Origin of the sequence: Actinomadura sp. NAK00032 (assembly GCF_013364275.1) — a bacterium.
Classification (GTDB): domain Bacteria; phylum Actinomycetota; class Actinomycetes; order Streptosporangiales; family Streptosporangiaceae; genus Spirillospora.
Map to the genome: position 1 here is coordinate 34,834 of NZ_CP054932.1, position 22,433 is coordinate 57,266.

Here is a 22,433-nt window from a genome sequence, read left to right on the forward strand (position 1 = left end):
ACATACTACGGGCTGTAGTACTACGGCATGTCGTAACGTCCCTCACACGGGAGGGACGGCCCGTGAGGCCCGTCCGGAGCGTCGCCCCGGACGGCCCCACCGCACGTCATCGGCCGGGCACGCGGGCCCGCCGCGTCAGTAGTGGAAGGCCGAGGTCACCCTCGCGCCGGGCGCGCCCAGGTTGACGACGGATCCCGCACCGGACGGGACGGCCCGGCAGAACGCGCCCCCGTAGCCGTCCGGGAAGACGAACAGCCCCCAGACGCTCAGCCAGTCCTCGACCGCGCCGGTCTCCGCGTTCAGCATCCGCTCCGGCACCGGGACGACGCGGCGCTGGACGATGTAGTCCCCCTTCAGGCACGCGGCGACCGTCTCGGCCCATTCCCGGTCGGTCTCCTCCCAGCCCGCGCGGATGCCCTGGCCCGACAGCCCCGCGAAAGGCTTGAGGATCAACTGCTCCCGTTCGGCCCGGACCTGGTCGGCCAGCTCCGGGGTGAGGGTCCGCGTCCACGGCAGGATCCGGTCGATCAGGGCGTTCTCGTCCGCGGTGAACTCGGCGCGCGCCTCGGGATCGGACACCATGGCCATGCAGCTCTTGTAGGAGAACATGGACGCCGTCAACGGGGTCCACAGGACGACGTGGCCGTCCGAGTGGGCGCGCATGACGGCCTCGGCGGGCTCGTCGTTGCGGGGATCCCGGGCGATCTGGTGGGCGGAGAAGTAGCGCAGGACGAGGTCGAGCTTGCGGCCCTGAAGGTAGAGCCGTCCGTCCCTGACCTCCACCTGGCCCAGCTCGCCCAGAAGCAGTTCGACGCCGTACCGCTTCATGGTCTCCTGGAAGGACCGGTGCAGGGACTCGTACGCCGCCATGCCGCCGACGGCCTCCAGCGTCGCGACGACGGGCGCCTCCTTCCCCGTCGCCCGGACGAACTGGCGCGCGATGGCGGCCGGGGTGTCGACGGTGCCGAGCCCGTGCTCGCCGGCGAACTCCGCGAACCGCTCGTCGGCGAGCAGGGCGCGGTTGACCTCGCTGATGTCGACACCGCCCAGCTCGCTGCCGAGGTTGAACTCCAGCAGCCGGAACCGGGACCCGTCGTCGTACAGGTCGGCCCGCCCGTACAGGACCGGCTCCCCGTCGAACTGGGTGAGCAGGGCGGTACGGCGCGCGTCCGCGCCGATCGCCGCGCAGAACCGGCGGCGGTCGCCGTCGAACAGGCGCTCCGGCAGGGACGCCATCAGCCGGAACAGTCCGGCGAGGTCGTCCGCGGCCTGGCGCGTCCGGTCCTCGGGGGCGAAGAGGGGGCGGGTCCCCAGGTACTTCCGCCATGCCTCGCCGAACAGCGGCGGCAGTTCGGCCCTGGAGACGGCGTCGCGGAGGGGGCCGTCCTCGCAGGCGTCCAGGTAGGCGCGGGTCACCATCACGAGGCGCGCTCCACCGGGTCGACGACGAGCTCGCGCTCGATCTTGCGGATGGCCTCCCGGTCGGCGTAGATCTGCTCGGAGTCCTCGTGCGCGAGGATGATGTAGCCCATCGTCATGCTGGCGAACAGGTCGGTGCTGGCGTCCACGTGGTCGCCGGTGGCGACGACGTGCACCGGCGAGTGGTAGCTCGGCAGGTCGCGGGCCCGGTCGTAGATCTCGGCGTTGCGGACGATCCCCGTGGAGTGCGACATCAGGAAGACCGCCATCACGTTGCGCCGCAGCGTGTAGCCGGGCGGCAGCTTCGGGCCGAGCCCGCGGCAGACGTCCACGATCCGGGTGACCTGGCTCTCCCCCGTCGCGATCTCGGTCACCGCCGGGTTCCCGGCGCCGGCCAGCCGCGCGTTGACCTCCAGCAGCCGGGGCCCGTCCGGGGTCATCATGATCTCGGTGTGCGCCGCCCAGTTGCGCAGCCCCACCGCGTCCAGGGCGGCGAGCCCGTAGTCGATCAGCTCGCCGTAGACGCCGGTGTCGTAGGGCAGCCACTCGACGCTGTCGTAGACCGCGATGCCCTCGCCGAACGGCACCCGCTTGTACTTGATCATGTCGGTGATCGAGTGCCGGCCGTCGTGGCTGACGGTGTCGATGGCGAACTCGGTGCCCGTCATCATCTCCTGGACGAGCACCTCCTCGGCCAGCACGTCCAGCTTGTCCCGCGTGCCGAGCATCGCGGTGAACAGCTCGCGCCAGCCCTCCCCGCCGGGCGCGCGGCTGACCCCGACGGTGCCGGCGCTGGTCGGCGGCTTGACGACGAGGTCCCTGCCGGCGAGCCCCTCCCGCTCGATCCAGGCGGCGACCTCCTCCGGGTCGGCCGTGGACACCTGGCGCGGGATCGGCAGCCCCGCCTTCGCGAGCTCCTGGTGCATCCGGTACTTGTGGCGCCGGGCGTCGACGAGCTCGGGATCGTTGGAGAACGCGGGCGCGAGCGCGTCCGAGCACTCCTGCGCCAGCCGCAGCGCCGCCTCGACGCCGGGGATGACCGCGATCGGCTTCAGCGCGCCGAGCCGCGCGACGGTCTCCGCCATGTCGCCGTGGTGGTTGATGATGGCGTCGTAGTCGCCCGGGTTGTGCGAGGAGTGCAGCGGCGCCAGCGAGGGGCCCGTGTAGTCCATCACGGCCACCGGGCTGAACCCCGCCTCGCGCAGCGCGGGAGCGACCATCGCCGCCGAGGTGAAGGGCCGCACTACCGCCACGACTGGTCTGTCCATGATGTTCACCTTGTCTCTGGTTGATCCGTTGAGCTGTGTGGTCGGCCGCTGGACGCCCGGTACGGTCGGTCGCTGGACGTCCGTCAGTCACCGCCCTCCGCCGTGCCGGCGGTCGCCAGTTCCGGTTCGTCCGGCCCCTCCTGCGGACGCCGCCGTGCCACCCCCGCGCCGGCCGCGACGAGCGCGGCGGCGAGGAGCCCGAACGTCCCCGTCAGCGCCCACACCCCCGAGCCCCAGGCGTGCCACGCGGCGATCCCGATCATGGGACCGACGGCGTAGCCGACCTGCTGCGGGATCGTGGCCGCGGCGATGTAGTGGGCGCGCAGCTCCGGCGGCGCGACGAGTCCGGGGTAGGCCATCATCGACGGCGCCGCGATGACCTCGCCGAACGTCCACACGACGGTCGCCAGCAGGAGCAGCGCGAGCGGCGTCGGCCCGGCGTAGAGCAGGTGGCCGGTGCCGAGGACGGCCATGCCGATGGTCATCGGCAGCCCGATCGGCAGCCGCTGGAGCCACTTGGACAGCAGCACCTCGAACGCGATGACGATGAAGCCGTTGATCGTCAGCAGCGTCGCGTACACCCGCTCGTCGTGACCCGAGCCCGTGACGAACAGCGGCAGCGCGGCCGACGCCTGGATGTAGGCCACCGCCGTGAAGAACAGGCCGAGGACGACGAGCATGAACCGCCGGTCGGCCAGCACCCGCCCGTACCCGGCGCGCCCGTCGTCGGACGCCTGGTCGGCGGCCTCCGGTTCGGCGTTGGACCGCAGCGCCGCGTAGGCGACGACGCCGAAGGCCAGCGACGTCGCCGCGTCCACGTAGAACAGGGCGCCGTAGGAGGCGTACGTGAGCAGCAGCGCGGCGCCCATCGGGCCGACCGTCGAACCGACGTTGAACGTCAGCCGCAGCACCGAGAAGACCATCACCTGACGGTTCTTCGGCGTCAGCTCCACGACCCACGCCATCGCGGCGGGACGGTACGCCTGCGCCGTCAGCCCGGCCCCGGCCGCCACCGCGGAGGCCGTCCACACCTCCGGGACGTGCACGAGGGCGGCCGTCAGGACGGCCGTGCCGGCCATCGAGCCGACGATCACCGCGCGGTAGCCGACCCGGTCGGCGACGGCCCCGCCGACCGCGGAGCCCGAGATGCGGCCGACCATCAGCGCGGTCAGCACGACACCGCTCTCCCACGCGCTGAACCCCTTGTCGGTGAGGAACAGCACCAGGAACGCGTTCAGGAACGTCGCCAGGTTGCTGATCAGGTTGCCCAGGACCAGGATCCGGACGGTCCCGTTCATCTCCCGCAACGTGGACAGGACGGTCGGGTGCTCGGCGTCGCTCACGGCACGGGCTCCAGCCTGGTCCCCTCGAACGTGAAGTACCGGCCGGCGTCGCCCACGGCGGCGGTGGTCTCCGCGAGCGTCGCGCCGACCGCGATCACGTAGCCGATGCGGGCCAGCCCGTGCGGCGGGCGCCGGACCCGGGTGCCCGGCTCCACCCCGACGGCCAGCTCCACCAGCGGCGGGCGCATCAGCTCGCGGTGCGCGGTGGCCGAGGTGACCTCCATGTCGTGGGGCGGGTAGGCGAACCTGATCGAGGCCGCGCGCCGCGGCTCCGGGAACGCGATGGCCGGGGCGCGCCCGGCCACCACGTCCGCCGCCGCGAGCGGGGCGTCCACGCCGGACGTCAGCCGCCCCAGATGGGGGATCATCCCGCCGCCCAGCCGGGCGTTGATCTCGATGACGTGCCGGGCGCCGTCCGGGGTCAGCTTGAACTCGATGTGGGTGAACCCGTCGGTGAACCCGGCGGCGGCGTGGGCGCGCGACAGCGTGTCGCGGAACTCCGGATCCGACAGCAGCGGGTCGTTCGCGTCGACGTCGTGGCCGATCTCCTCGAACGCCAGGTCGCCGCTGCCGCCGAGCACCTTGCGCGCCACGATCAGCGGCGTGCACTCGCCCCGGAACAGGACGCACTCGACGGAGACCTCCGGACCGTCGAGGAACTCCTCCACGATCACGTAGTCGTCGAACTGGCGGATGCCGCCCATCCGCGTCCCGTCGGCGAGCGCGAACGCCGCGTCCAGCTCGTCCGGCCCCGCGGCCTTGCTGAGGCCGAGGCTGCCGCCCAGGTTCCGCGGTTTGACGATCAGCGGGTAGCCGACCTCGGCGGCGAACGCGCGGGCCTGCTCCAGGGACGACACGGCGCGCGACGCGGGCTGCGGCAGCCCCGCGTCCCGCAGCGCGGCGCGGGCGGCGGACTTGTCGCGGCACCGCGCCACCGCCGCCGGGTCCAGGGCGGGGAACCCGAGCGCGGCGCTGAGGTGCGCGGACGTCTCGATGTAGACCTCGTCGTAGCAGAAGACCCCGGCGACGTCGTGGTCGCGGGCGACCTCGCGGGCCGCCGCCGTCAGCTTCTCCAGGTCCAGGCAGTCGACGACGGTGTGGCCGACGATGTAGGGGTCCTCCCAGGTGGCGGGGGTCGGGTTCAGCAGCCAGAGCCGGTACCGCGCCGACACCGACTCCAGGATGTACTTCCGGTAGACCCAGTAGCTGCTCGCGACCAGCAGGAGGAGCGGGCGGTCGTCGCCCGCCGGCGGTTTGTGCGGCATGGGGACCTCGTTCTGGGGCGTCGGGGGCGGGATCAGGAGAAGTAGTCCTCGAGCGCGCCGCGGCGGCGGATGTCGAGGGTGGCGCAGTGGAAGCCGCCGCCGAAGGTGTTGACCGTGCGGAACGGGACGGGGATGGGCGTGAAACCCTCCTTCTCCAGCAGCCGCAGCAGCTCGGTCTCGCCCGCCTCGACGAAGATCCGCTCCTGGTCGAGCATCAGCGTGTTCATCGCGATCCAGCGGCTGCAGAAGTACATGGTCTGGTCGGCGGGGATGGCCGGCTCGGGGCAGACGACCGTGTCCCAGCCGGCGAACATCTCCGGCAGCTCCCGCACCCGCTCCGGGTTGATCAGCACCCGGCCCGGCCGCAGCGGGACGAACGTCGCGTTGAGGTGCATCGGGTGGTCGTCGATGAACGCGACCTCGTGCACCCGGAACTGGTCGCCGAGCAGCCGGCGCGTCCACTCGATGCCGAACCGGTTGGTGACGTGGCTGCGCTGGACGAGGATGTCGCGGCCGAACCGCATGAAGTCGCCCGCGTCCACGATCGGCTCGAACTCGGTGATGACGGACGTCGCGTCCGGGAACGGGTCGTCGGGCGACGGGCTCTCCGGCTTGGCCGCCGCGTAGCCGGGGTTGTAGGACGCGTCGGTGAGCTGCGGTTTCGGGGCGGCGACCCAGCGCGCGCCGCGCCGGAAGTAGTCCTTGAAGATGGTCCGGAACGGGTGGGTCGCGAAGTAGTACGAGCGCCAGCCCATCGTCGCCTCGACGATCTGGTCGCCGGCGACGAGCGCGATGTCGCGGGGGAAGGTGTGCGACGACCCGCCGGTGGACGACCAGTCGGCCGTGCCGAACGAGCGGGACTGGTCGACCGGGTCGGGCCGCCGGACCGTCACCCCCTCGGCCTCCAGGACGGCGACGAACCCGTCCAGCTCCTCGCGGGCCGCCTCGACCTGGTCGGGCGGGAACCCGCCGCCGCCGTTGCGCCGGTAGAAGTCCCACGCCTCGGGCGGGACGGTCGCCTCGATCGCGGGGTGCCACGGCGGGACGGCGGCGCCGTCGATGACGCCGACGATCACCTCTTCGAGCGGATCCCACTCGTTGTAGGAGCCGACCGGGCTCGCGGGGGGCGTGGCGCTGTCAGTCATCGCGGGAGGTCCTTTCGATGGTCCGTACGGTCACGCGCGCCTCGGTGGAGGCGGCCTTCAGGCCGTGCAGCCGGCTCCGCGGCACCAGCAGGACGTCGCCCGCCCCGAGCCGGTGGGGGCGGTCGGTGGCCCACGCGTACACGTCCACGTCGCCGCTCGTGATCTCGACGAGGCGGTCGGACTCGTACACGTCGGTGCAGAACGGGGTGTCCGGGCGCAAGGTGGTGGTCACGGCGTCGTCCAGCGCGCCGGACGCGAGCGCCGCACCGGCCTCGGCGTGCTCGTCCAGGGCGTCGGCCCAGGCGATCTGGGCGCGGAAGTCGGCGTCGCCGAGCCGCAGCAGGAGCTTGGTGTCCTCGATGCCGCGCACCAGCTCGGGGATCACCAGCTCGCCGTGGGTGCGGGCCAGTCCGAGCAGCAGGTTCTCGTAGGTCATCCGCCCGTGGTGGACGTCGATGTGGGCGTGCTCGTCGCAGTACTTGGCGTCCACCCGGTCGCCGTAGACGGCGCGGAGCATCCTGCCGGTGTCGGCGAACCCCTGCGCGAACAGCCACTCCAGGTACGTCACGGCGGCCATGTAGCGGAACAGCCCGCGGTGGTCCTCGGTGAGCCAGTTGAAGTAGTTGACCCCGACCAGCGAACTCGTGAGGTAGAAGTTCCAGTAGGCGTGCAGGTCGGTGCGCAGCCCGACGCTGGCCAGCATCTCCTTGAAGATCGTGCTGTGCTTCGCGCCGTAGAGGCCGTACCCGAACTCGTCGTTGAAGATCTTGAAGAGCTCGGACTGCTCGACGCCGTAGGAGCCGCCCAGGTTCCGTGCCATCGCGGACGCCTCGGTCAGCGCGTCCAGCGCGAGCTGGATCAGGTGCAGCGCCGCCGCCTCCTCGGGGTGCCGGCACTCGGTGATGGCGCGCATGGTGCCGGTCACCGGCGCGCAGGCGTCCACCGCCGGGTTGACCCCGGACGCGTCGGCGGGCGCGCCGGCTCCGCCGACCTCGGCGAGGAAGTACTCCTGGAGCTCGTCGAGCGTCCGGACGCGGGGCACCTCCACGGCGTCGTCCAGGAAGGAGAACGCGTACCGCTCCAGCCCCGGGCGGACGCTGTCGCGCAGCCGCCGCACCTCGTCGCCGTAGAAGAGGTCGAAGTCGTCCTTGGCGGAGGCCAGCCCGGCGGCGGGCAGCAGGATCATGTCGCTCTCGTAGGCGTTGCACAGCAGCCGCCCCGCGATGAGCTGGCCGCGGCCGAGGAACCCGGCCTCGGTCGCGGGGACGGAGAAGTCGAGGCCGGCGGCGTCCGGCGGGCCCACCGGCCGCCGGTACGGGTTGCCCTCGATGTAGACCTCCGGTCCGGGCCGGAAGATGCGCTGCGCGCAGTACGCCGCGAGGGTGTCCACCGTGGCGGCGGTCATGACGCCACCTCGAACTCCGCGGGGGCGGCCGGGCGGTCGGCCGGCTCCTCGGCGGGCGCCCCGGCGGTGACCTCGAAGCGCACGTACTCGCCGTCGTGCGCCGCGTCCACCGCCACGGGCTCGCCCGGCCGGACGCGCGGCGGGGCTTGCAGGCACTGGACCGCCTGCTTCCAGTGCGAGCCGCGGTCGGGCGCGTTGCCCACCGTGATCCCCGGCAGCAGCTCCATCTCGAACCAGAACACGACCGCGTGCACCGTCCCCGGCGCCGTCGGGTGGATCCGCAGCCCGGTGCGCCGCGGGCGGGCGTCGGCGGTGTGGAAGTCGAAGTCGAACACCGTCACCGGCTCGGACAGGACGCGGTGCTCGTGCCGGTGCAGCCGCGAGTCGAAGTACTCCAGCGTCGACAGCCGGTTGAACGGCGCCAGGTCGAACCCGTACAGCTTGCCCACGTGGTTCTTGCGGTGCAGCGCGTCGCTCTCGACCAGTTGCGCGACGATCCGCCCCCGCGAGGGCATGATCGTCGCGTCCGGGGTGAGCAGGTGCTCGCGGGCGTGCGCGATCGTGCCGAGGATGCCCTCGCCGAGCAGCCCGCAGTCGACGATCTCGGTGACGAGCACGCCGGCGCGCCGGGGCAGGTCCGCCGGCACGCTCATCCGGGTCGACATCTTCGAGACGACGGTGACGGCGTCGTCGTACCCGGCCGCGCGGACCACCCGCGTCGTGGTCGCGGCGACGGCGGGCTGCCCCTCGCACGCCACGACCTCGCGGGCGCCGGCCCGCGCCGCCATCATGGCCAGCAGCCCCGACCCGGCGCCGATGTCCAGCACCAGCGCGTCCGGGTCGGCCGCCACCGCCTGCCGGATGGCCCGGTCGTACAGTTCGGCGCGCTCCTCGTCGTGCAGCATCTCCCAGTGCCAGCGGGGGACGGCGCGGCGCACCGCCCGGTTCCGGCCGATGAGGGCCTCCTCGTTGCCGCCGTCCACGCCGAGGATCAGCTCGAACGCCCGGACGGCGTCCTCGTAGCGCCCCTGGTGGTGCAGGTCGCGGCCCCAGTCGAGGAACGCGCCGAGCTCCAGCCCGGTGCGCTCCTGCGGGCCGCGAACGGCCGGGTCCGAATCGTGCGTCCTCGTCACGACGGTGCCTCCTCGGTTGTCACAGGTGTGTTCATCGGCCCGCGTCCAGGGCGGGCTGCGCGGGGTCGGCGGCGCAGGGCGCGGTTCCGGCGGCGGACGGGTCCGGCGGCAGGTTCGCGAGGATCTCCCGGTGGATGGCCGAGACCGGCGCGCCGTCGCCGTCGTCGGGGAGCACGATCACGGCCTCGTCCCCGCTGCGCACCATCGGCAGGCAGGTGCGCCGCACGGCGGCGACGCCGACCTTGGTGCCGTGCCAGGGGCAGTCCAGCCGCCGCCCGTCCGGGGTGAGCCGGGCCAGGCTCAGCGGCCCGCCCCGGTGCGGGCAGTAGTCGTGGACGAGTAGCTGCCGGCCGTCCGACCGGAGGACGAAGTAGCGGTCGTGGCCGACGAGCAGGGTGTTGTGTCGGCTCAGATCCATGACGATGACGCGGCCCATGGGCTCCTCGTGTAGGTCGGCCGCCGCGGGGGGACGGGGCGTGCGCGGGCATGCAGGCGGGGGGCATGGGTGCGGGAACGAGTGACAGGGGGAGCATGGGGGCATGGCGGGGCCGCGGGCCGCCCTCGCCATGCGTGCGAGCGGACGGGTCAGCCGGAAGCGGTGGTGTGCAGCAGCCAGGAGGTCTCGGCCGCGACGGGTTTCACGCCGTAGAGCCGGCCGGCCGGGATCAGGACGGCGGCACCGCGTTCCAGCCGCTCCGGAGGCCCGGTCGGCGTGGTGATCAGGTCGGCCTCGCCGCGCTCGATCTCCAGGACCGTGTCGGCGTCGTGGCCGCGCGTGCCGAACGGCGCGCCGGGCCCGGAGACGACGCGGCGCGTCGCGGTCGGTTCGGCGTCGCCCGCGAGGTCGCGGTGGCGGGGGAGGTCGTCGGCCCACCGGATCTGCGCCGCGGTGTCGTCCTCGAACCAGCCGCCGATCAGCCGCGCCTCGGCGATGCCGCGCATCAGTTCGGGGACGACGCGCGGGCCGTGCCGGCCGGCCAGGGCCAGCAGCACCTGGTCCCGGGTGATCCGCCCATGGTGCTCGTCGATATGCGCGTGCTCGTCGCAGTAATGCAGGTCGACGGCGTCGCCGAATATGCCGCGGAAGACCTTCACCATTTCCACGAAAGCGGGCGCGAAGACCGCTTCCGCGTAAGTGACCGCACCCGCATAGCGGAAAAACTTGGCATGATCGCGGGACAGGTAGTAATAGTAGTTGTTCGTCGCCAGCGGGCCGGTCAGATAGAAGTTCCAGTAGGCGTGGACGTGCGTCGCCATCGACCGGCTGCGCAGCATTTTGGCGAAGATCGTGGTGTGCTTGGCGTCGTAGACGCCGTAGCCGAATTCATCGATGAAGATCTTGAACAGGGCGGACTGCTCGGGGCCGTAGGCGCCGGCCAGGTTCCGCGACATCGCGGACGCCTCGGTGAGCCCGTCGAGGGCGAGCTGTACCAGGTACAGGTCCGCGGCGCTCTCCCGGTCCCGGGCGCCCGCGATGGCGGTGAGCGCCGGCGACGGCCCGGCGGCGGCCTCGTCGACCACGTGGCGGAAGTAGGTCTCCAGCACCTCGGGAGTCGCGGCGCCGCTGACGTCCACCGCCTCGTCCAGGCAGCCGAACGCGAACCGTTCCAGCTCCGAGAGCGTGCCTTCCCGGAGTTCGCGCAGCTCACGGCCGTAGAACAGGTCGAAGTCGTCGTGCAGGCCGGCCAGGCCCTGCTCGGGGAGCAGCACCGTCTCGGCCTCGTAGCAGGTGCCGAGCAGCCGGTGCGCGGCGAGGGAGCGGTGCGCCGTCCACTCGGCGGGGCCGGGCGGGCGCTCGAAGTCCGCCTCGGCCAGCGCGGCGGGGAAGAGCATCCGGCGGTAGGGGTTGGGACCGTGCAGCACTTCGGCGCCGCCGCTGAAGAGCGGGTGGCCCGCGATGGCGCGGACCCGCTCGCCCAACGTGCCGCCGGAGAGCTCTTTGGCAGGATGTGACTGAGACTGGACTGTCATTTAGTTAGACCGTTCACCTGACTACGTTGATGTCGTGGTGTAGGAGGGGGTGCCGGCCCGATTGTGTCGGTCCGAACCATGAGGAACGGTGGTTGGTGCGTTGGCGAGTGGTCGGTGGAGTGGCGGGATAACGCAGTGAAAACACATTCTCACGCCAAGTGAGAGTGGTGTTCGCCGTGCGCGGTGGGCACGTTAACAAAGGTCACCGGGATGATCAATGATCGAAAAGAAGTTTGCGTGGGCGATGACCAGGGGCGCGGCGGCGCGGAACATATCGGTCATATCCGAAAACATGGCCTGGGGACGCCCGCCGTCCGACCGCTCGGGCGCCGGTGCGGCGCCCGCATCCGTGCCCTGACCTCGGACTTGTCAGGGTCTCGGGGGTCCGCCGCGGACGCGCCGGAGTCGAGGGTGGCGGAGCCCACATCGATCCGACTCCCGGTAAAGGTGCCGAGTCAGCGGCTAGCCGGAGAGGGTCCCCGGATCGATGTCCGTAACCGGCCGCCCCCGTTCAGCGACGGGGAGGACGCCGCGAGCCCGCGGCCGGTGTACGGCCGCGGGCTCGCCGAGCGGGCGGAAACGGGGGGGTCAGGCCGGCGCCGGACTCAGCCGCGCGGGACCAGGCACCCCGGCCGGTTGTAGTCGATCACGCTGCCGGGGGCGATGCAGGCGGCCAGGATGTAGGTCTGCTGCGCGTACCCGATGTTCGGACGCACCGTGACGTTGCCGGACTCGTCCACCTCGCACGGGTTGTTGAGCGTGCAGCGGCCGCCGTCCTCGTTGATGGTGTTGTTCACCGCGATGACGTCGTCGGACGCCGCGTCGATGACCGGCGACCCCGACGTCCCGCCGATCACATCGCACTCGGACGTGTAGCGGACCGAGTCCTTCCACGTCCACTGCCCCTCGCGGAGCCGGTAGGCGAACCCGTCGAGGTTGCACGAGTACATGCGCCGCCAGTAGCCGGACACCACGCGCAGGTCGGTGCCGGCGGTCGGGTGCTGGAGCGACATTTCCAGAGCGGGCGTGCCGTAGGTCTGCCTGATGCTGGCGTAGCTCCGGTTGAGCCGGTACAGGGCGACGTCCGTGTCCGTCATGGTCGCGTACAGCATCGCCGACGCGCGCAGGGTGCCGAGCGAGCCCTGCCCGCTGGAGTTCAGCAACGTGAACGTACGGCTGGACGACCGGTTCGTGATGACCTGCCCGGCCGACGGCATGCCGCCCTCGTAGCAGTGGCCGTTGGTGAGTACGAGCGCCGGGTCGGTGTCGGCGGAGTTCGGGGTGCGCACCAGCGAGCCGGAGCAGTTGCTGAGCGCGACGATCCCGGTGAAGTCGACGGCGGCGCGGGCCGGCGCGGGCGCCTGGGGAGCGGCGGACGCGGCGGACGCGGCGGCGGACAGCGTTCCGGTCCCGAGGAGGGCGGCGACGAGCACGCCCAGAATGCGTCTTTGCATGGCGGGGGGTCCTCTCGGCGGGGCAGGGCGGGAGCCGCGCCGGCGCCTGCGAGCACCTGGGAGCACACGGCACTCGGCACCGGACGCGCAGCGCGATGCTAACCAGGCCGTTCTCGCCCGGGAAGGCCCGGATCCGGCCGACCTGCGGGAACCCGGAGAATCAGGCAGGCATTGCAAAAGCGGTCACTCCGCCGGACGTCCGAAATGCCCCCTGGCGGCCCCCCACGTGCAGGCCGGCGCGGCCTAGACTGCGCGGCATGGACCTCAGCGACGCCACACGCATGATCCTGTCCGAGTCGGCCGCGCATCCGGAGCTGCTCCGGGTGACCCGGGAGGCGCACGACCGGCTGGCCCGCGGCGACAGGGTGCAGCACACGGAGCTCGGCTGGATGCTCAAGGAGGCCGCCCGCAAGAACGTCTACCCGGCCCTGCGCACCCGCTACGGCGTCGCCGCCTTCAACGAGATGGTCCTGGTCCTGGGCCGGGAGATCGACCGCCAGGCCCCGGTCCCCGCCCGGACGCGCTGACGCCCCGAAACCGCTGGCCGCGCTGGCCGCGCCTGGCCGCGCCCGGACGCGTCGACGGCCCCCGAAACCGCTGACGGCGCCCCGCGCCGCGCCTAGACTCCCTTGCGGGCGCGACGCGTACCTTCGGCCGGAGGACGCGTACTTCGGCCTGAGGCGGGACAGTGCGCATCAAGGGCGGCGGAGCACCGGACGCGGGACAGCCGTGGAACGAGATCGTCCCCGGGCTGTGGATGGGCGGGCACTACTACACCGAGACCTCCGGTGAGCAGGCCCCCGCGGTCGTGACGGACGAGTTCGACGTCGTCATCAGCCTGTACCGCAAGGACGGCCACGGCCCGCCCGCGCACGTCGAGCACCACTACGAGGCGATGCCGGACAGGCCGCTGACCGCCGCGCAGCTCGAAGCGGTGTCCCGCCTCGCCGACGTGGCGGTGCGGGCGGTGCGGCGCGGCCGGCGGGTGCTCGTCCGGTGCCATTCCGGCTACAACCGGTCCGGGCTCGTCGTCGCGCAGACCCTCGTCGAGATGGGGTACCCGGCGGACGACGCGATCTTTCTCGTCCGGTACCGCAGGTCGAAGTGGGCACTCGGCAACCAGACGTTCGTCGACTACCTGACGACCGGCCTGGACGTGGCGCGGCTCCTCACCGGCCTCGGCAGCCTCACCGAAGACGGCGACCTCACCTAGCCGCGCCGGCGGTCAGCGGCCGCGGAACGTGCGCCGGTAGGCGGACGGCGACGTCTTCATCGCCCGGACGAAATGGTGCCGGAACGTCGCCGGGCTCTCGAACCCGACGGCCGCGCCGATCTCCTCGATCGGCACCGCGCCCTCCTCCAGCAGCGGCAGCGCGGCGAGGACCCGCTGGCCGATCACCCACCGGAGCGGGCTCGTCCCCGTCCGCTTCCCGAAATGCCGGACGAACGTGCGCGGCGCGAGGCACGCCTCCCGCGCCATCCGCGCGACCGTGACGGGCTCGGCCAGGTGCGCCAGCGCCCAGGCCATCGCGCGCGCGACCGGGTCGTCCTCCGCGGGCGGGTGCACGGCGGCCTCCACGAACTGCGCCTGCCCGCCCTCCCGGTGCGGCGGGACGACCAGCCGCCGCGCGACCATGTTGGCGATCCGGGCGCCGTGGTCCTTGCGGACGAGGTGCAGGCACAGGTCGAGCCCGGCGGCGCTGCCCGCGCCGGTGAGCACGTCGTCGCCGTCCACGTAGAGGACGTCCGGGGTCACGCGGACGCCGGGGTGGCGGCGGCGCAGCAGGTCCGCGTACTGCCAGTGGGTGGTCGCCTCGCGCCCGTCCAGCAGGCCGGCGGCGGCGAGCGCGAACGCGCCCGAGCAGATGGACACGACGCGGGCGCCCCGCGCGTGCGCCTCCCGCAGCGCCGCGACCACCTCGGGCGCCGGGTCCCGCCGGACGTCGGGGACGGCCACGACCATCACGGTGTCCGCGGCCGCGAACGCGTCGAGCCCGTACTCGGCCGCCATCGTGAAGCCGCCGACCGCGCGCATCGGACCCGGAGCCTGCGAGCAGACCCGCAGGTCGTACCAGGGCACGTCCAGCTCGGGCCGGGGCAGCCCGAACACCTCGACGACCGCGCCGAGTTCGAACGGCGCCATCCCGTCGAACACCAGCACCGACACGGTGTGCCGACGCGCCGGGGGAGCGGTGCGCATGGCCGGATCTTAGCGATGAAGGACATTCCAGCCACTCCCGCCCCGACACCGCCGCCCCGAAGATCGAACCAACCACACCGAACAAGGGACAAAGGAGCCTCAATGGCCAATACCCCCACCAACGCCCCGCAGCCCGCCGACACCCCGCAGCCCGCCGAAACACTGCAGTCCGCCGAAACACTGCAGTCCGCCGGCATCGGGCAGGCGGTCAACGGGGTGCACTTCGCTGGCGCCGTCTCCGCCGTTGGGGCGGTGCCGGCGGGGAGTGCCGAGGAGGCGCGGCGGCATTTCGCCGCGCGGTTGGCCTTCGAGACTGATGTGTCGGATGTCGCGGCCGATCTGGCGGCGGGGGTGGGCGGGGTCGTCGTCGTTGACACCCGAAGTGCCGAGAGCTGGGCGCAAGGCCACATTCCGGGTGCGGTGCATCTGCCCACCGCCGAGATCGCCGAGCGCGCCGACGCCGTGGTCCCCTCGGGCGTGACCGTCGTCGTCCACTGCTGGGGGCCCGGCTGCAACGGCGCGCAGAAGGCGGCGCTGGAGTTCGCGAAGCTCGGCCGTCCGGTCAAGGAGATGATCGGCGGGTTCGAGTACTGGGCGCGGGAGGGGTTCCCCGTCGAGCGTGGCGGCGCCGTGACGCGCCGTTCCCCCGACCCGCTGACGGCCCCCACATCGGGCGCCGTCTGCGACTGCTGAGGCGGAGTCGGCGCATGTTCCCGCCGGGACGGGGCATAAGGATGTCCCTCGGCGACGTTAGACTCTACGAATCACTCTTCGGCGCCCCCGGCGTCAGGCTCGTCCTTGCAGGCCGCGCACATCGTGGTGCCTCCCGAGACGTGCCCCCCTCTCGGAAGGTAATGCGTGACCACAGCTGCCGCTGCACAGAACCCGTCCATGCCCGCCACCGCGGACGAGGAGCGGGTTCCCACCTTCGCCGAGCTCGGCATCCCGCCGGTGCTCGTCAGCTCCCTGGAGCGCCAGGGCATCGAGGCGCCCTTCCCGATCCAGGCCGCCGCGATCCCCGACATCATGGCCGGACACGACGTCCTCGGGCGCGGCAAGACCGGCTCCGGCAAGACCCTGGCCTTCGGCCTGCCGCTCCTGTCCCGCCTGTCCGGCCGCAAGGCCGCCCCCAAGCGCCCGCTGGCGCTGATCCTCGTGCCGACCCGCGAGCTGGCCCAGCAGGTCCAGAACAACCTGGAGCCGCTCGGCCGCGGCCTCGGGCTGCGCTTCAAGACCGTCATCGGCCAGACGTCCATGTTCAAGCAGATCGACGCGCTGCGCCGCGGCGTCGAGGTCCTCGTCGCCACGCCCGGCCGGCTGAAGGACCTGATGCGGCAGGGCGCCTGCGACCTGTCCGACATCGAGATCGCCGTGCTGGACGAGGCCGACCACATGGCCGACATGGGCTTCCTGCCCGACGTCACCGACATCCTGGACGCCGCCAAGCGCGACGGCCAGCGCCTGCTCTTCTCCGCCACCCTCGACAAGGACGTGGACGTCCTGGTCAAGCGGTACCTGCACGCCCCGGTCACGCACGCGATCGGCCCGGTGGACGAGCCCGTCGACACGATGGACCACCACCTGCTGCTCGTGGCGCCGAAGGACAAGAGCGCCATCACCGCCGAGATCGCCAACCGCGAGGGCCGGACGATCCTGTTCGCCCGCACCAAGCACGGCGTCGACCGGCTCGCCAAGCAGCTCGTCCAGGTCGGCGTCCGCGCGGCGGGCCTGCACGGCGGCAAGAGCCAGGGGCTGCGCACCCGCACGCTCGCCGAGTTCCGCGAGGGCTCCATCAGCGTGCTGGTCGCCACCGACGTCGCCGCCCGCGGCATCCACGTCGACGACGTGTCGCTGGTCATGCACGTCGACCCGCCGGCCGACCACAAGGACTACATGCACCGCGCCGGACGCACCGCGCGCGCCGGGGAGCGCGGCACCGTCGTCACGCTCGTCCTGCCGCACCAGGTGCGCTCGACGTCGGCGATGACGCGCCGGGCCGGTATCAACGCGCCCCGCGTCCGGGTGGCCAGCGGCGACGCCGAGCTGGTGAAGCTGACCGGCGCCCGGACGCCGTCCGGCATCCCGATCGAGGAGCCGATCATTCCGGAGCGGCCGCGCCGCGAGGGCGGCCGCGGCCGGCAGGGCGGCGGGCGCCGCCGGGGCCCGCGCTCCTTCGACCGCCAGGACGGCGGACGGCGGCGCGAGGGCGAGGCCGGCCGGGGCGAGCACCGCACCTACTCCGGCGGCGACCGCCGGGGCGGCGGCCCCCGCACCGGCGGCGGCTCCCACGGCAACCGCCGCGGCGGCCCCGACCGCCGCCCGGCCCGCTACAACTGATCGACGCCCCTCCAGGGCGACGCCTTCGAGAAGCCCCGTCCGGCACCTTCCGGGCGGGGCTTCTCGCGTCCGCCCGCACGAGACGCCGCGACCGGGCGTGTCCGGCGCTCAGCGAACCCGGTCGCCGTCACCGACGGCGGACACCGCGGGAGCGATGCACAGAGGAATCCGTGCGGCCACGGTGGTTCGGGCAGGCTCAGCCGGCCTCCTCCTGGAGGGTGTCGTCCTCCTGGAGGGCCTCTTCGCGCACGGCGGACTCCTCGCGGAGCCTGTCCTGGAGGATCTGCAGGCCCTCCAGGCCGTCCACGGAGAGGGCGGCCAGCTCGTCCAGGGACATCAGCGGGTCGTTGCGCAGCGGGGGCTGCCAGCCGTTCTCCTTGTCGTGGCTGCGCAGGACCTTCGCGGGGACGCCGCCGATGACCGAGTGGTCGGGGAACTCGCCGCGGACGACGGCGCCGCCGGCGACGGCGACGTTCCGGCCGAGGCGGGTGCCCGGCAGGATGATCGCGCCGGTGCCGATCCAGCAGCCGTCGCCGATCACGACCGGGTTGTTCTCCGGCCACTGCCGGCCGATCGGCGTGTGCAGGTCGCCGTAGGTGTGGTTCTGGTCGGTGATGTAGACGTTGGGGCCGGTGAAGACGTCGTCGCCGATCTCGATGGACTGGTGCCCGACGATGTGGGTGCCGCGGCCGAGGGAGCAGCTCGCGCCGATCCGGACGATGACGTCCGGGCCGAGGTCCAGCCCGGGGACGAACCCGGCGGAGATCGTGACGTGCGTCCCGACGAGGGTGTGGTCGCCGATCGAGATCCACGGCTCGCCGTAGATCGAGCCGACGGGGAAGCCGATGCAGGCGCCCTCGCCGAGGTAGGCGAACCTGCGCCGGCCGGGGGTGTGCGGGGTGATCTCACCGTGCCGCTGGACCCATTCCCAGGCGCGGTGCACGGCCACGTGCACGCCCTGCCGCGCCCGCTGCCTCGCGCGGGCCGCCAGCGCCTGCCGGACGGAGTTCTTCGGCGACATGGGCGTTACCGTACCGGGTGGTAGCACCACCTGTGCACGGCGGTGGACGGCCCCGTGCACGGCGGAGGGCCCGGCCGTTCGGTACGGCCGGGCCCTCCGGTGCGCGCGCTAGTGCGGCGAACGCACCTGACCGTCGACATCGGCGCCGGAGACCGTCATGGAGTCGGCCGACGTGGCGTCCTCCACATGCTCTCCGGAACCCTTGGTCATGTCGCGGATGACGCCGCGCCGCGTCGCGACCGCACCGGCCGCGCCGACGACGGCGACGACGCCCATCATCGCCATGAGCGTGCCGCGTCCGGGACCGGACCGCCGCGGCGGCTCCACCCGTCCGGCGACATCGCTCAGAAACGTGCTCACCCGCGGGGCGAGCCCGGACTCCACGTACCGGGCCGCCCGCCGGAGCCTCGGTGCGCTCCAGCCGCGGACGAGCATGACACGCTCCTGCGCGGCGGGTGCGATCCGCTCCGCCGTGCTGGAGGCACTCTGCCGACACATCTCGGCGCCCTGCCGGGCCGCCTCCTGGACACGGCCGAACCGCGTGAGGACTTCCTCCTGCGGCTTCCGGCGGAGACTGATCATTAGGGACACGCTAACCTCCCTGTTTGCGAGGTCCTGTCGTGCAGCCTTCCCAGCGATCGGGAGGTAAACCCTGAATGCGTGACCAACGGTTCACGCCGGGTAGTCGATTCGGGACCAGTCATCCACAACGAGGAGGCGGCCATCGTGGCCAACGAGATCTTCGCGACGCTCACGACGTCGCTCGGCAAGATCGTGATCCAGCTCTACCCGGAGCAGGCGCCGGAGACCGTGGCGAACTTCGTCGAACTGGCGGAGGGCACCCGGAGCTGGACGGACCCGCGCACCGGCCAGAAGTCCGACAAGCCGCTCTACAATGGGACGATCTTCCACCGCGTCATCGACCAGTTCATGCTCCAGGGCGGTGACCCGCTCGGCACCGGCACCGGCGGCCCCGGCTACGAGTTCAAGGACGAGTTCCACCCGGACCTGAAGTTCAACCGCCCGTACCTGCTGGCGATGGCGAACGCCGGGCCCGGCACCAACGGCTCCCAGTTCTTCATCACGCTGAGCGTCGCCCACACCCAGCACCTGACCGGCAAGCACACCATCTTCGGCAAGGTCATCGAGGGCACGGACGTCGTCGACCGGATCGGCAAGGTGGAGACCGCCCGGGGAGACCGTCCGAAGCAGGACGTCGTCCTGGAATCGGTGACGATCGAGCGTCGTTAGTCGTCTCTAGGAGTAGAGACCCGCGACGCGGACACCCGCACCGGCCACGGAGCCCCAGATGAGCACAGACCACAGTCCCGCCCCCGAGACCTCGGTGCCGACCTGCTACCGGCATCCGGGGCGGGAGACGTATGTGCGCTGTACCAGGTGCGACCGCTACATCTGCCCGGACTGCATGCGGGACGCGGCGGTCGGGCACCAGTGCGTGGAGTGCGTCGCCGAGGGCAACCAGGGCGTCCGCAGGGCGGTGCCCCGGACGGTCCTCGGCGGACGGTCCCCCGCGTCGGCGGTGCCGGTCGTCACCTACACGCTCATCGGCGCGTGCGTGGCGGCGTACGCGGCCGAGCTGGCGTCGTGGCGGGTCGTGTGGGAGTTCATGATGCTCGGCCAGGGCGTCCTGCCGGACGGCCATGTCGGCGGTGTCGCGCAGGGCGAGTGGTACCGGCTGTTCACCACGATGTTCCTGCACCAGCGCGGCGGGTCGTTCGGCATCACCCACATCCTGTTCAACATGTGGGCGCTGTACGCGGTCGGCCCCGCGCTGGAGCAGGTGCTCGGACGCTGGCGCTACCTGGCGCTCTACCTGCTGTCCGGCCTCGGCGGATCGGTGCTGCTGTACCTGGTCGGTGCCCCGCAGGACTCGGCGGTCGGCGCGTCCGGCGCGATCTTCGGGCTGTTCGGGGCGTACTTCGTGATCGGCCGCAGGCTGGGCGGGCCGGTCGGGCCCATCGTGGTGCTGCTGGTGATCAACCTGGTGATCACGTTCTCGGTGCCGGGCATCTCCTGGCAGGGCCATGTCGGCGGCCTCGTCGTGGGCGCGGCGCTCGCCGCGGCCTACGCGTACGCTCCCGCCGCCCGGCGCAGGCTGTTCCACATCGGGGCGCCGCTGCTCGCGCTGGCGCTGCTCGCGGCACTGGTCCTGGTGCGGACGGCCGAGCTGAACCCGGCCATGTAGCCGGGCTGAACCCCGCCATGCGGCCGACCGGCAGACCCGGCTTGGCGGCGCGGACGCCGTCCACCCGCGGCGGCGTCCGCGCAGCCGAACCGTAGGACCGGGCCTGTGGAAAGTTTCTGTGGAAAACCTGGGGAAAGCCGGGGTGGGAGATCCCCGACCTGTGGATAACTCGCCGTCAGCGCCAGCGGGTCGACAGGACCACGCCGAGGATGATCGCCGCGAAGCCGATGCCCAGGTTCCAGTTGTGCAGGTCGGTCATGAACGGCACGTCGGTGCCGGTGCTGGCCGTCACGTAGAAGACGGCGATCCAGATCAGGCCGACGAGCCACAGCCCGACCATCGTGGGCACCAGCCAGCGGGGGCTGACCTCGGGCGCCTTCGACTTCTGGGGCGGGGTGTAGACGGCCTTCTTACGCACTTTCGACTTGGCCACGGTGGGATCGTTCTCCTCGGGCGTCCGGCGGCCGGAGCGCCGGACCGCGCATGGGTGTTTTGTCGGTTAGCGTAGTCGCTGGTGACCACTGTCTGATGAGCAATGTACGGCGTTCCGCGTGGGGAAGCATCATCCCAGCTCTCACGCTCCTCGCGGGCACCTTGTTCGCGGCGAGCGCGAGCACGGCCCGCGGTACGAGCCTGCGCGAGCAGGGCCGCACCCGGATCACCGAGCTCATCACCGCCGAACAGCGTCGCGGCCGCGCGGAGCGCGCCGAGTACCGGCGGCTGCGCGACCAGGTAGACCGTATCTCCCAGGAGGCCGGACGTCACGACGCCCGCGTACGCGACGCCCGGGCGGAGGCCGAGCGGCGCGCGGCGGGAGCCGGGTTCACCCCGCTCACCGGGTCCGCCGTCCGCGTCACGCTGGACGACGCGCCGCTGCCGGAGTCGGGCGCCCTGCCGCACGGTGTCGGCCCGGACGACCTCGTCGTCCACCAGGCCGACGTCCAGGCCGTCGTCAACGCGCTCTGGGCGGGCGGCGCCCGCGGCATGCAGATCATGGACCAGCGGATCATCGCGACGAGCGCCGTCCGGTGCGTCGGCAACACGCTGATCCTCCAGGGCGTCGTGTACTCCCCGCCGTTCCGGATCACCGCCGTCGGCGACCCGGACCGGCTCCGCGCGGCGCTCGGCGCGTCCGCCGAGATCGCCGTCTACCGCAAGTACGTCCGCGCGTACGGGCTCGGCTACGCGGTGCGGACCGTGGGACGGGCCACGCTGCCGCCCTTCACCGGCAACGTGACCTTGAAGCACGCTACGGTTCCGGCGAAGCCGGGCGGCTGAGCCGAGCTGACGAGCCGAGCTGACGAGCCGGGCGGAACGAGGAGGGCATGCGGTGCGGACGGTCATCCGGGGCATGGGCGAGCTGTGCATCACCGCCGGCCTGATCGTCATGCTGTTCGTCACCTACGAGCTGTGGGGAACCGGCCGCTACACCCAGGGCCAGCAAGACCGGCTGCAGGACGAGATGATGCACAGCTGGCGCGCCGCCCCGTCCGCGGCGGGCAAGGTCACCACCGAGAAGGTGAAGCTCGGCAAGGGCCTCGCCGTGATCCGCATCCCGCGCTTCGGCGACGACTACCGCTTCGTCGTGGTGGAGGGCGTCACCCGCGCCGACCTCCGCAAGGGGCCGGGCCACTACCCGGGCACGGCGCTGCCGGGCCAGGTCGGCAACTTCGTGGTCTCCGGGCACCGGACGACGTACTCCGCCCCCTTCAACCGGCTCGGCGAGCTCGACAGGGGCGACGAGATCCTCATCGACACCCGCGACCGGCAGTACGTCTACACGGTCACCGACCGGAAGATCGTCAAGCCGTCGGCGGTGGAGGTGACCGCGCCCGTCCCGTTCCATCCGAAGCGGCGGCCGACCGAGCGGCTCCTCACGCTCACCACCTGCCATCCGAAGTACTCCGCCGCCGAACGAATGATCATCTTTGGTGAGCTGGCCCGGACGCTGCCCCGCGTGCCGGCCGGCACCGGAACCGGCGGGGCCGGCGCGGCCGCCCCCGCCGGCGGGTAGGAGGTCCCGTGTACGCCTGGATCTGGCGCCGGCTCCCCGGCGAGTGGCCCGTCAAGACCGCCACCGCGCTCGGCATCGTGCTCGCGGTCGCCGCCGTCCTCTGGTACGTGGCCTTCCCCAAGGTGGAGGCGAAGCTCCAGTTCGACCACGGCGTCGTCCAGGACTCGGGCGTCGTCCAGAACCCGGCGCCGTCCGGCTCCGCGACCCCCGGCTGACGGACGCACCGCCCTGACCTGCGCAGATGCCGCGAGG

Annotated in this window: 23 protein-coding genes; 9 read left to right on the forward strand and 14 right to left on the reverse strand. The window is 72.3% G+C overall.

Features of this window, described 5'->3' with window-relative positions:
- Positions 1–135 precede the first annotated feature (135 nt).
- The 10 genes from HUT06_RS00150 to HUT06_RS00195 form a co-directional block, all read right to left on the reverse strand.
- Positions 136–1,422, reverse strand: a complete 1,287-nt coding sequence (locus HUT06_RS00150; RefSeq protein WP_176193812.1) for a hypothetical protein — start codon at positions 1,420–1,422, stop codon at positions 136–138.
- Positions 1,419–2,687, reverse strand: a complete 1,269-nt coding sequence (locus HUT06_RS00155) for an ATP-grasp domain-containing protein (RefSeq protein WP_176193813.1) — start codon at positions 2,685–2,687, stop codon at positions 1,419–1,421. The genes HUT06_RS00150 and HUT06_RS00155 overlap by 4 nt, the downstream gene beginning before the upstream one ends.
- A gap of 83 nt (positions 2,688–2,770) precedes the next feature.
- Positions 2,771–4,030 (reverse strand): MFS transporter, encoded by a 1,260-nt coding sequence (locus HUT06_RS00160; protein WP_176193814.1) that lies wholly within the window; start codon positions 4,028–4,030, stop codon positions 2,771–2,773.
- Complete coding sequence (locus HUT06_RS00165) at positions 4,027–5,295, reverse strand: ATP-grasp domain-containing protein (RefSeq protein ID WP_176193815.1); 1,269 nt, start codon at positions 5,293–5,295, stop codon at positions 4,027–4,029. The genes HUT06_RS00160 and HUT06_RS00165 overlap by 4 nt, the downstream gene beginning before the upstream one ends.
- A 32-nt stretch (positions 5,296–5,327) precedes the next feature.
- Complete coding sequence (locus tag HUT06_RS00170) at positions 5,328–6,440, reverse strand: amidinotransferase (RefSeq protein ID WP_176193816.1); 1,113 nt, start codon at positions 6,438–6,440, stop codon at positions 5,328–5,330.
- Positions 6,433–7,845, reverse strand: a complete 1,413-nt coding sequence (locus HUT06_RS00175) for an iron-containing redox enzyme family protein (RefSeq protein ID WP_176193817.1) — start codon at positions 7,843–7,845, stop codon at positions 6,433–6,435. Before HUT06_RS00175 ends, HUT06_RS00170 begins: the two co-directional genes overlap by 8 nt.
- Positions 7,842–8,978, reverse strand: coding sequence for a 50S ribosomal protein L11 methyltransferase (locus tag HUT06_RS00180; protein ID WP_176193818.1), 1,137 nt, complete (start codon positions 8,976–8,978; stop codon positions 7,842–7,844). Before HUT06_RS00180 ends, HUT06_RS00175 begins: the two co-directional genes overlap by 4 nt.
- A gap of 31 nt (positions 8,979–9,009) precedes the next feature.
- Positions 9,010–9,414 (reverse strand): Rieske 2Fe-2S domain-containing protein, encoded by a 405-nt coding sequence (locus HUT06_RS00185; RefSeq protein WP_176193819.1) that lies wholly within the window; start codon positions 9,412–9,414, stop codon positions 9,010–9,012.
- 149 nt (positions 9,415–9,563) lie between these two features.
- A complete protein-coding gene (locus HUT06_RS00190; RefSeq protein WP_176193820.1) occupies positions 9,564–10,898 on the reverse strand; it encodes an iron-containing redox enzyme family protein in 1,335 nt (444 codons plus the stop codon).
- A gap of 656 nt (positions 10,899–11,554) precedes the next feature.
- Positions 11,555–12,403, reverse strand: a complete 849-nt coding sequence (locus tag HUT06_RS00195) for a serine protease (protein WP_176193821.1) — start codon at positions 12,401–12,403, stop codon at positions 11,555–11,557.
- 257 nt (positions 12,404–12,660) lie between these two features.
- Between HUT06_RS00195 and HUT06_RS00200 the strand changes: the two genes are divergently transcribed.
- Both HUT06_RS00200 and HUT06_RS00205 read left to right on the forward strand, forming a co-directional pair.
- Positions 12,661–12,930, forward strand: a complete 270-nt coding sequence (locus HUT06_RS00200) for a hypothetical protein (RefSeq protein ID WP_176193822.1) — start codon at positions 12,661–12,663, stop codon at positions 12,928–12,930.
- A 161-nt stretch (positions 12,931–13,091) separates the two neighbouring features.
- Complete coding sequence (locus HUT06_RS00205; protein ID WP_217711127.1) at positions 13,092–13,616, forward strand: dual specificity protein phosphatase family protein; 525 nt, start codon at positions 13,092–13,094, stop codon at positions 13,614–13,616.
- A gap of 12 nt (positions 13,617–13,628) precedes the next feature.
- Here the strand turns inward: HUT06_RS00205 and HUT06_RS00210 are convergent, their stop codons facing one another.
- Positions 13,629–14,603 (reverse strand): helix-turn-helix domain-containing protein, encoded by a 975-nt coding sequence (locus tag HUT06_RS00210; RefSeq protein WP_176193823.1) that lies wholly within the window; start codon positions 14,601–14,603, stop codon positions 13,629–13,631.
- 102 nt (positions 14,604–14,705) lie between these two features.
- On the opposite strand from HUT06_RS00210, the gene HUT06_RS00215 reads away from it, so the two are divergent.
- Together HUT06_RS00215 and HUT06_RS00220 are read left to right on the forward strand one after the other, a co-directional pair.
- Positions 14,706–15,296 carry a rhodanese-like domain-containing protein gene (locus HUT06_RS00215; RefSeq protein WP_176193824.1) on the forward strand — a complete coding sequence of 197 codons (591 nt, stop codon included), beginning with the start codon at positions 14,706–14,708 and terminating at the stop codon, positions 15,294–15,296.
- A 198-nt stretch (positions 15,297–15,494) separates the two neighbouring features.
- Positions 15,495–16,940 (forward strand): DEAD/DEAH box helicase, encoded by a 1,446-nt coding sequence (locus HUT06_RS00220; protein ID WP_176193825.1) that lies wholly within the window; start codon positions 15,495–15,497, stop codon positions 16,938–16,940.
- 196 nt (positions 16,941–17,136) lie between these two features.
- On the opposite strand, the gene HUT06_RS00225 is transcribed toward HUT06_RS00220, so the two are convergent.
- Together HUT06_RS00225 and HUT06_RS00230 are read right to left on the reverse strand one after the other, a co-directional pair.
- Entirely contained in the window at positions 17,137–17,961 is an 825-nt protein-coding gene (locus HUT06_RS00225; protein ID WP_176193826.1) for an acyltransferase, read from the reverse strand.
- Positions 17,962–18,069: 108 nt separating this feature from the next.
- Entirely contained in the window at positions 18,070–18,543 is a 474-nt protein-coding gene (locus HUT06_RS00230) for a hypothetical protein (protein WP_176193827.1), read from the reverse strand.
- A gap of 144 nt (positions 18,544–18,687) precedes the next feature.
- Between HUT06_RS00230 and HUT06_RS00235 the strand changes: the two genes are divergently transcribed.
- Positions 18,688–19,212, forward strand: coding sequence for a peptidylprolyl isomerase (locus HUT06_RS00235; protein WP_176193828.1), 525 nt, complete (start codon positions 18,688–18,690; stop codon positions 19,210–19,212).
- A 58-nt stretch (positions 19,213–19,270) separates the two neighbouring features.
- Positions 19,271–20,167 carry a rhomboid family intramembrane serine protease gene (locus tag HUT06_RS00240; RefSeq protein ID WP_176193829.1) on the forward strand — a complete coding sequence of 299 codons (897 nt, stop codon included), beginning with the start codon at positions 19,271–19,273 and terminating at the stop codon, positions 20,165–20,167.
- Between the two features lie 175 nt (positions 20,168–20,342).
- Here HUT06_RS00240 and HUT06_RS00245 read toward each other — a convergent pair whose 3' ends face one another.
- Positions 20,343–20,600 (reverse strand): cell division protein CrgA, encoded by a 258-nt coding sequence (locus HUT06_RS00245; protein ID WP_176193830.1) that lies wholly within the window; start codon positions 20,598–20,600, stop codon positions 20,343–20,345.
- A gap of 95 nt (positions 20,601–20,695) precedes the next feature.
- Between HUT06_RS00245 and HUT06_RS00250 the strand changes: the two genes are divergently transcribed.
- The 3 genes from HUT06_RS00250 to HUT06_RS00260 are packed head-to-tail and all read left to right on the forward strand — an operon-like array spanning position 20,696 to position 22,396.
- Complete coding sequence (locus HUT06_RS00250) at positions 20,696–21,445, forward strand: DUF881 domain-containing protein (RefSeq protein ID WP_176193831.1); 750 nt, start codon at positions 20,696–20,698, stop codon at positions 21,443–21,445.
- A gap of 52 nt (positions 21,446–21,497) precedes the next feature.
- Positions 21,498–22,181, forward strand: coding sequence for a class E sortase (locus HUT06_RS00255; RefSeq protein WP_254714892.1), 684 nt, complete (start codon positions 21,498–21,500; stop codon positions 22,179–22,181).
- Between the two features lie 8 nt (positions 22,182–22,189).
- Positions 22,190–22,396, forward strand: coding sequence for a hypothetical protein (locus HUT06_RS00260; protein ID WP_176193832.1), 207 nt, complete (start codon positions 22,190–22,192; stop codon positions 22,394–22,396).
- The last annotated feature ends 37 nt before the right edge of the window (positions 22,397–22,433 follow it).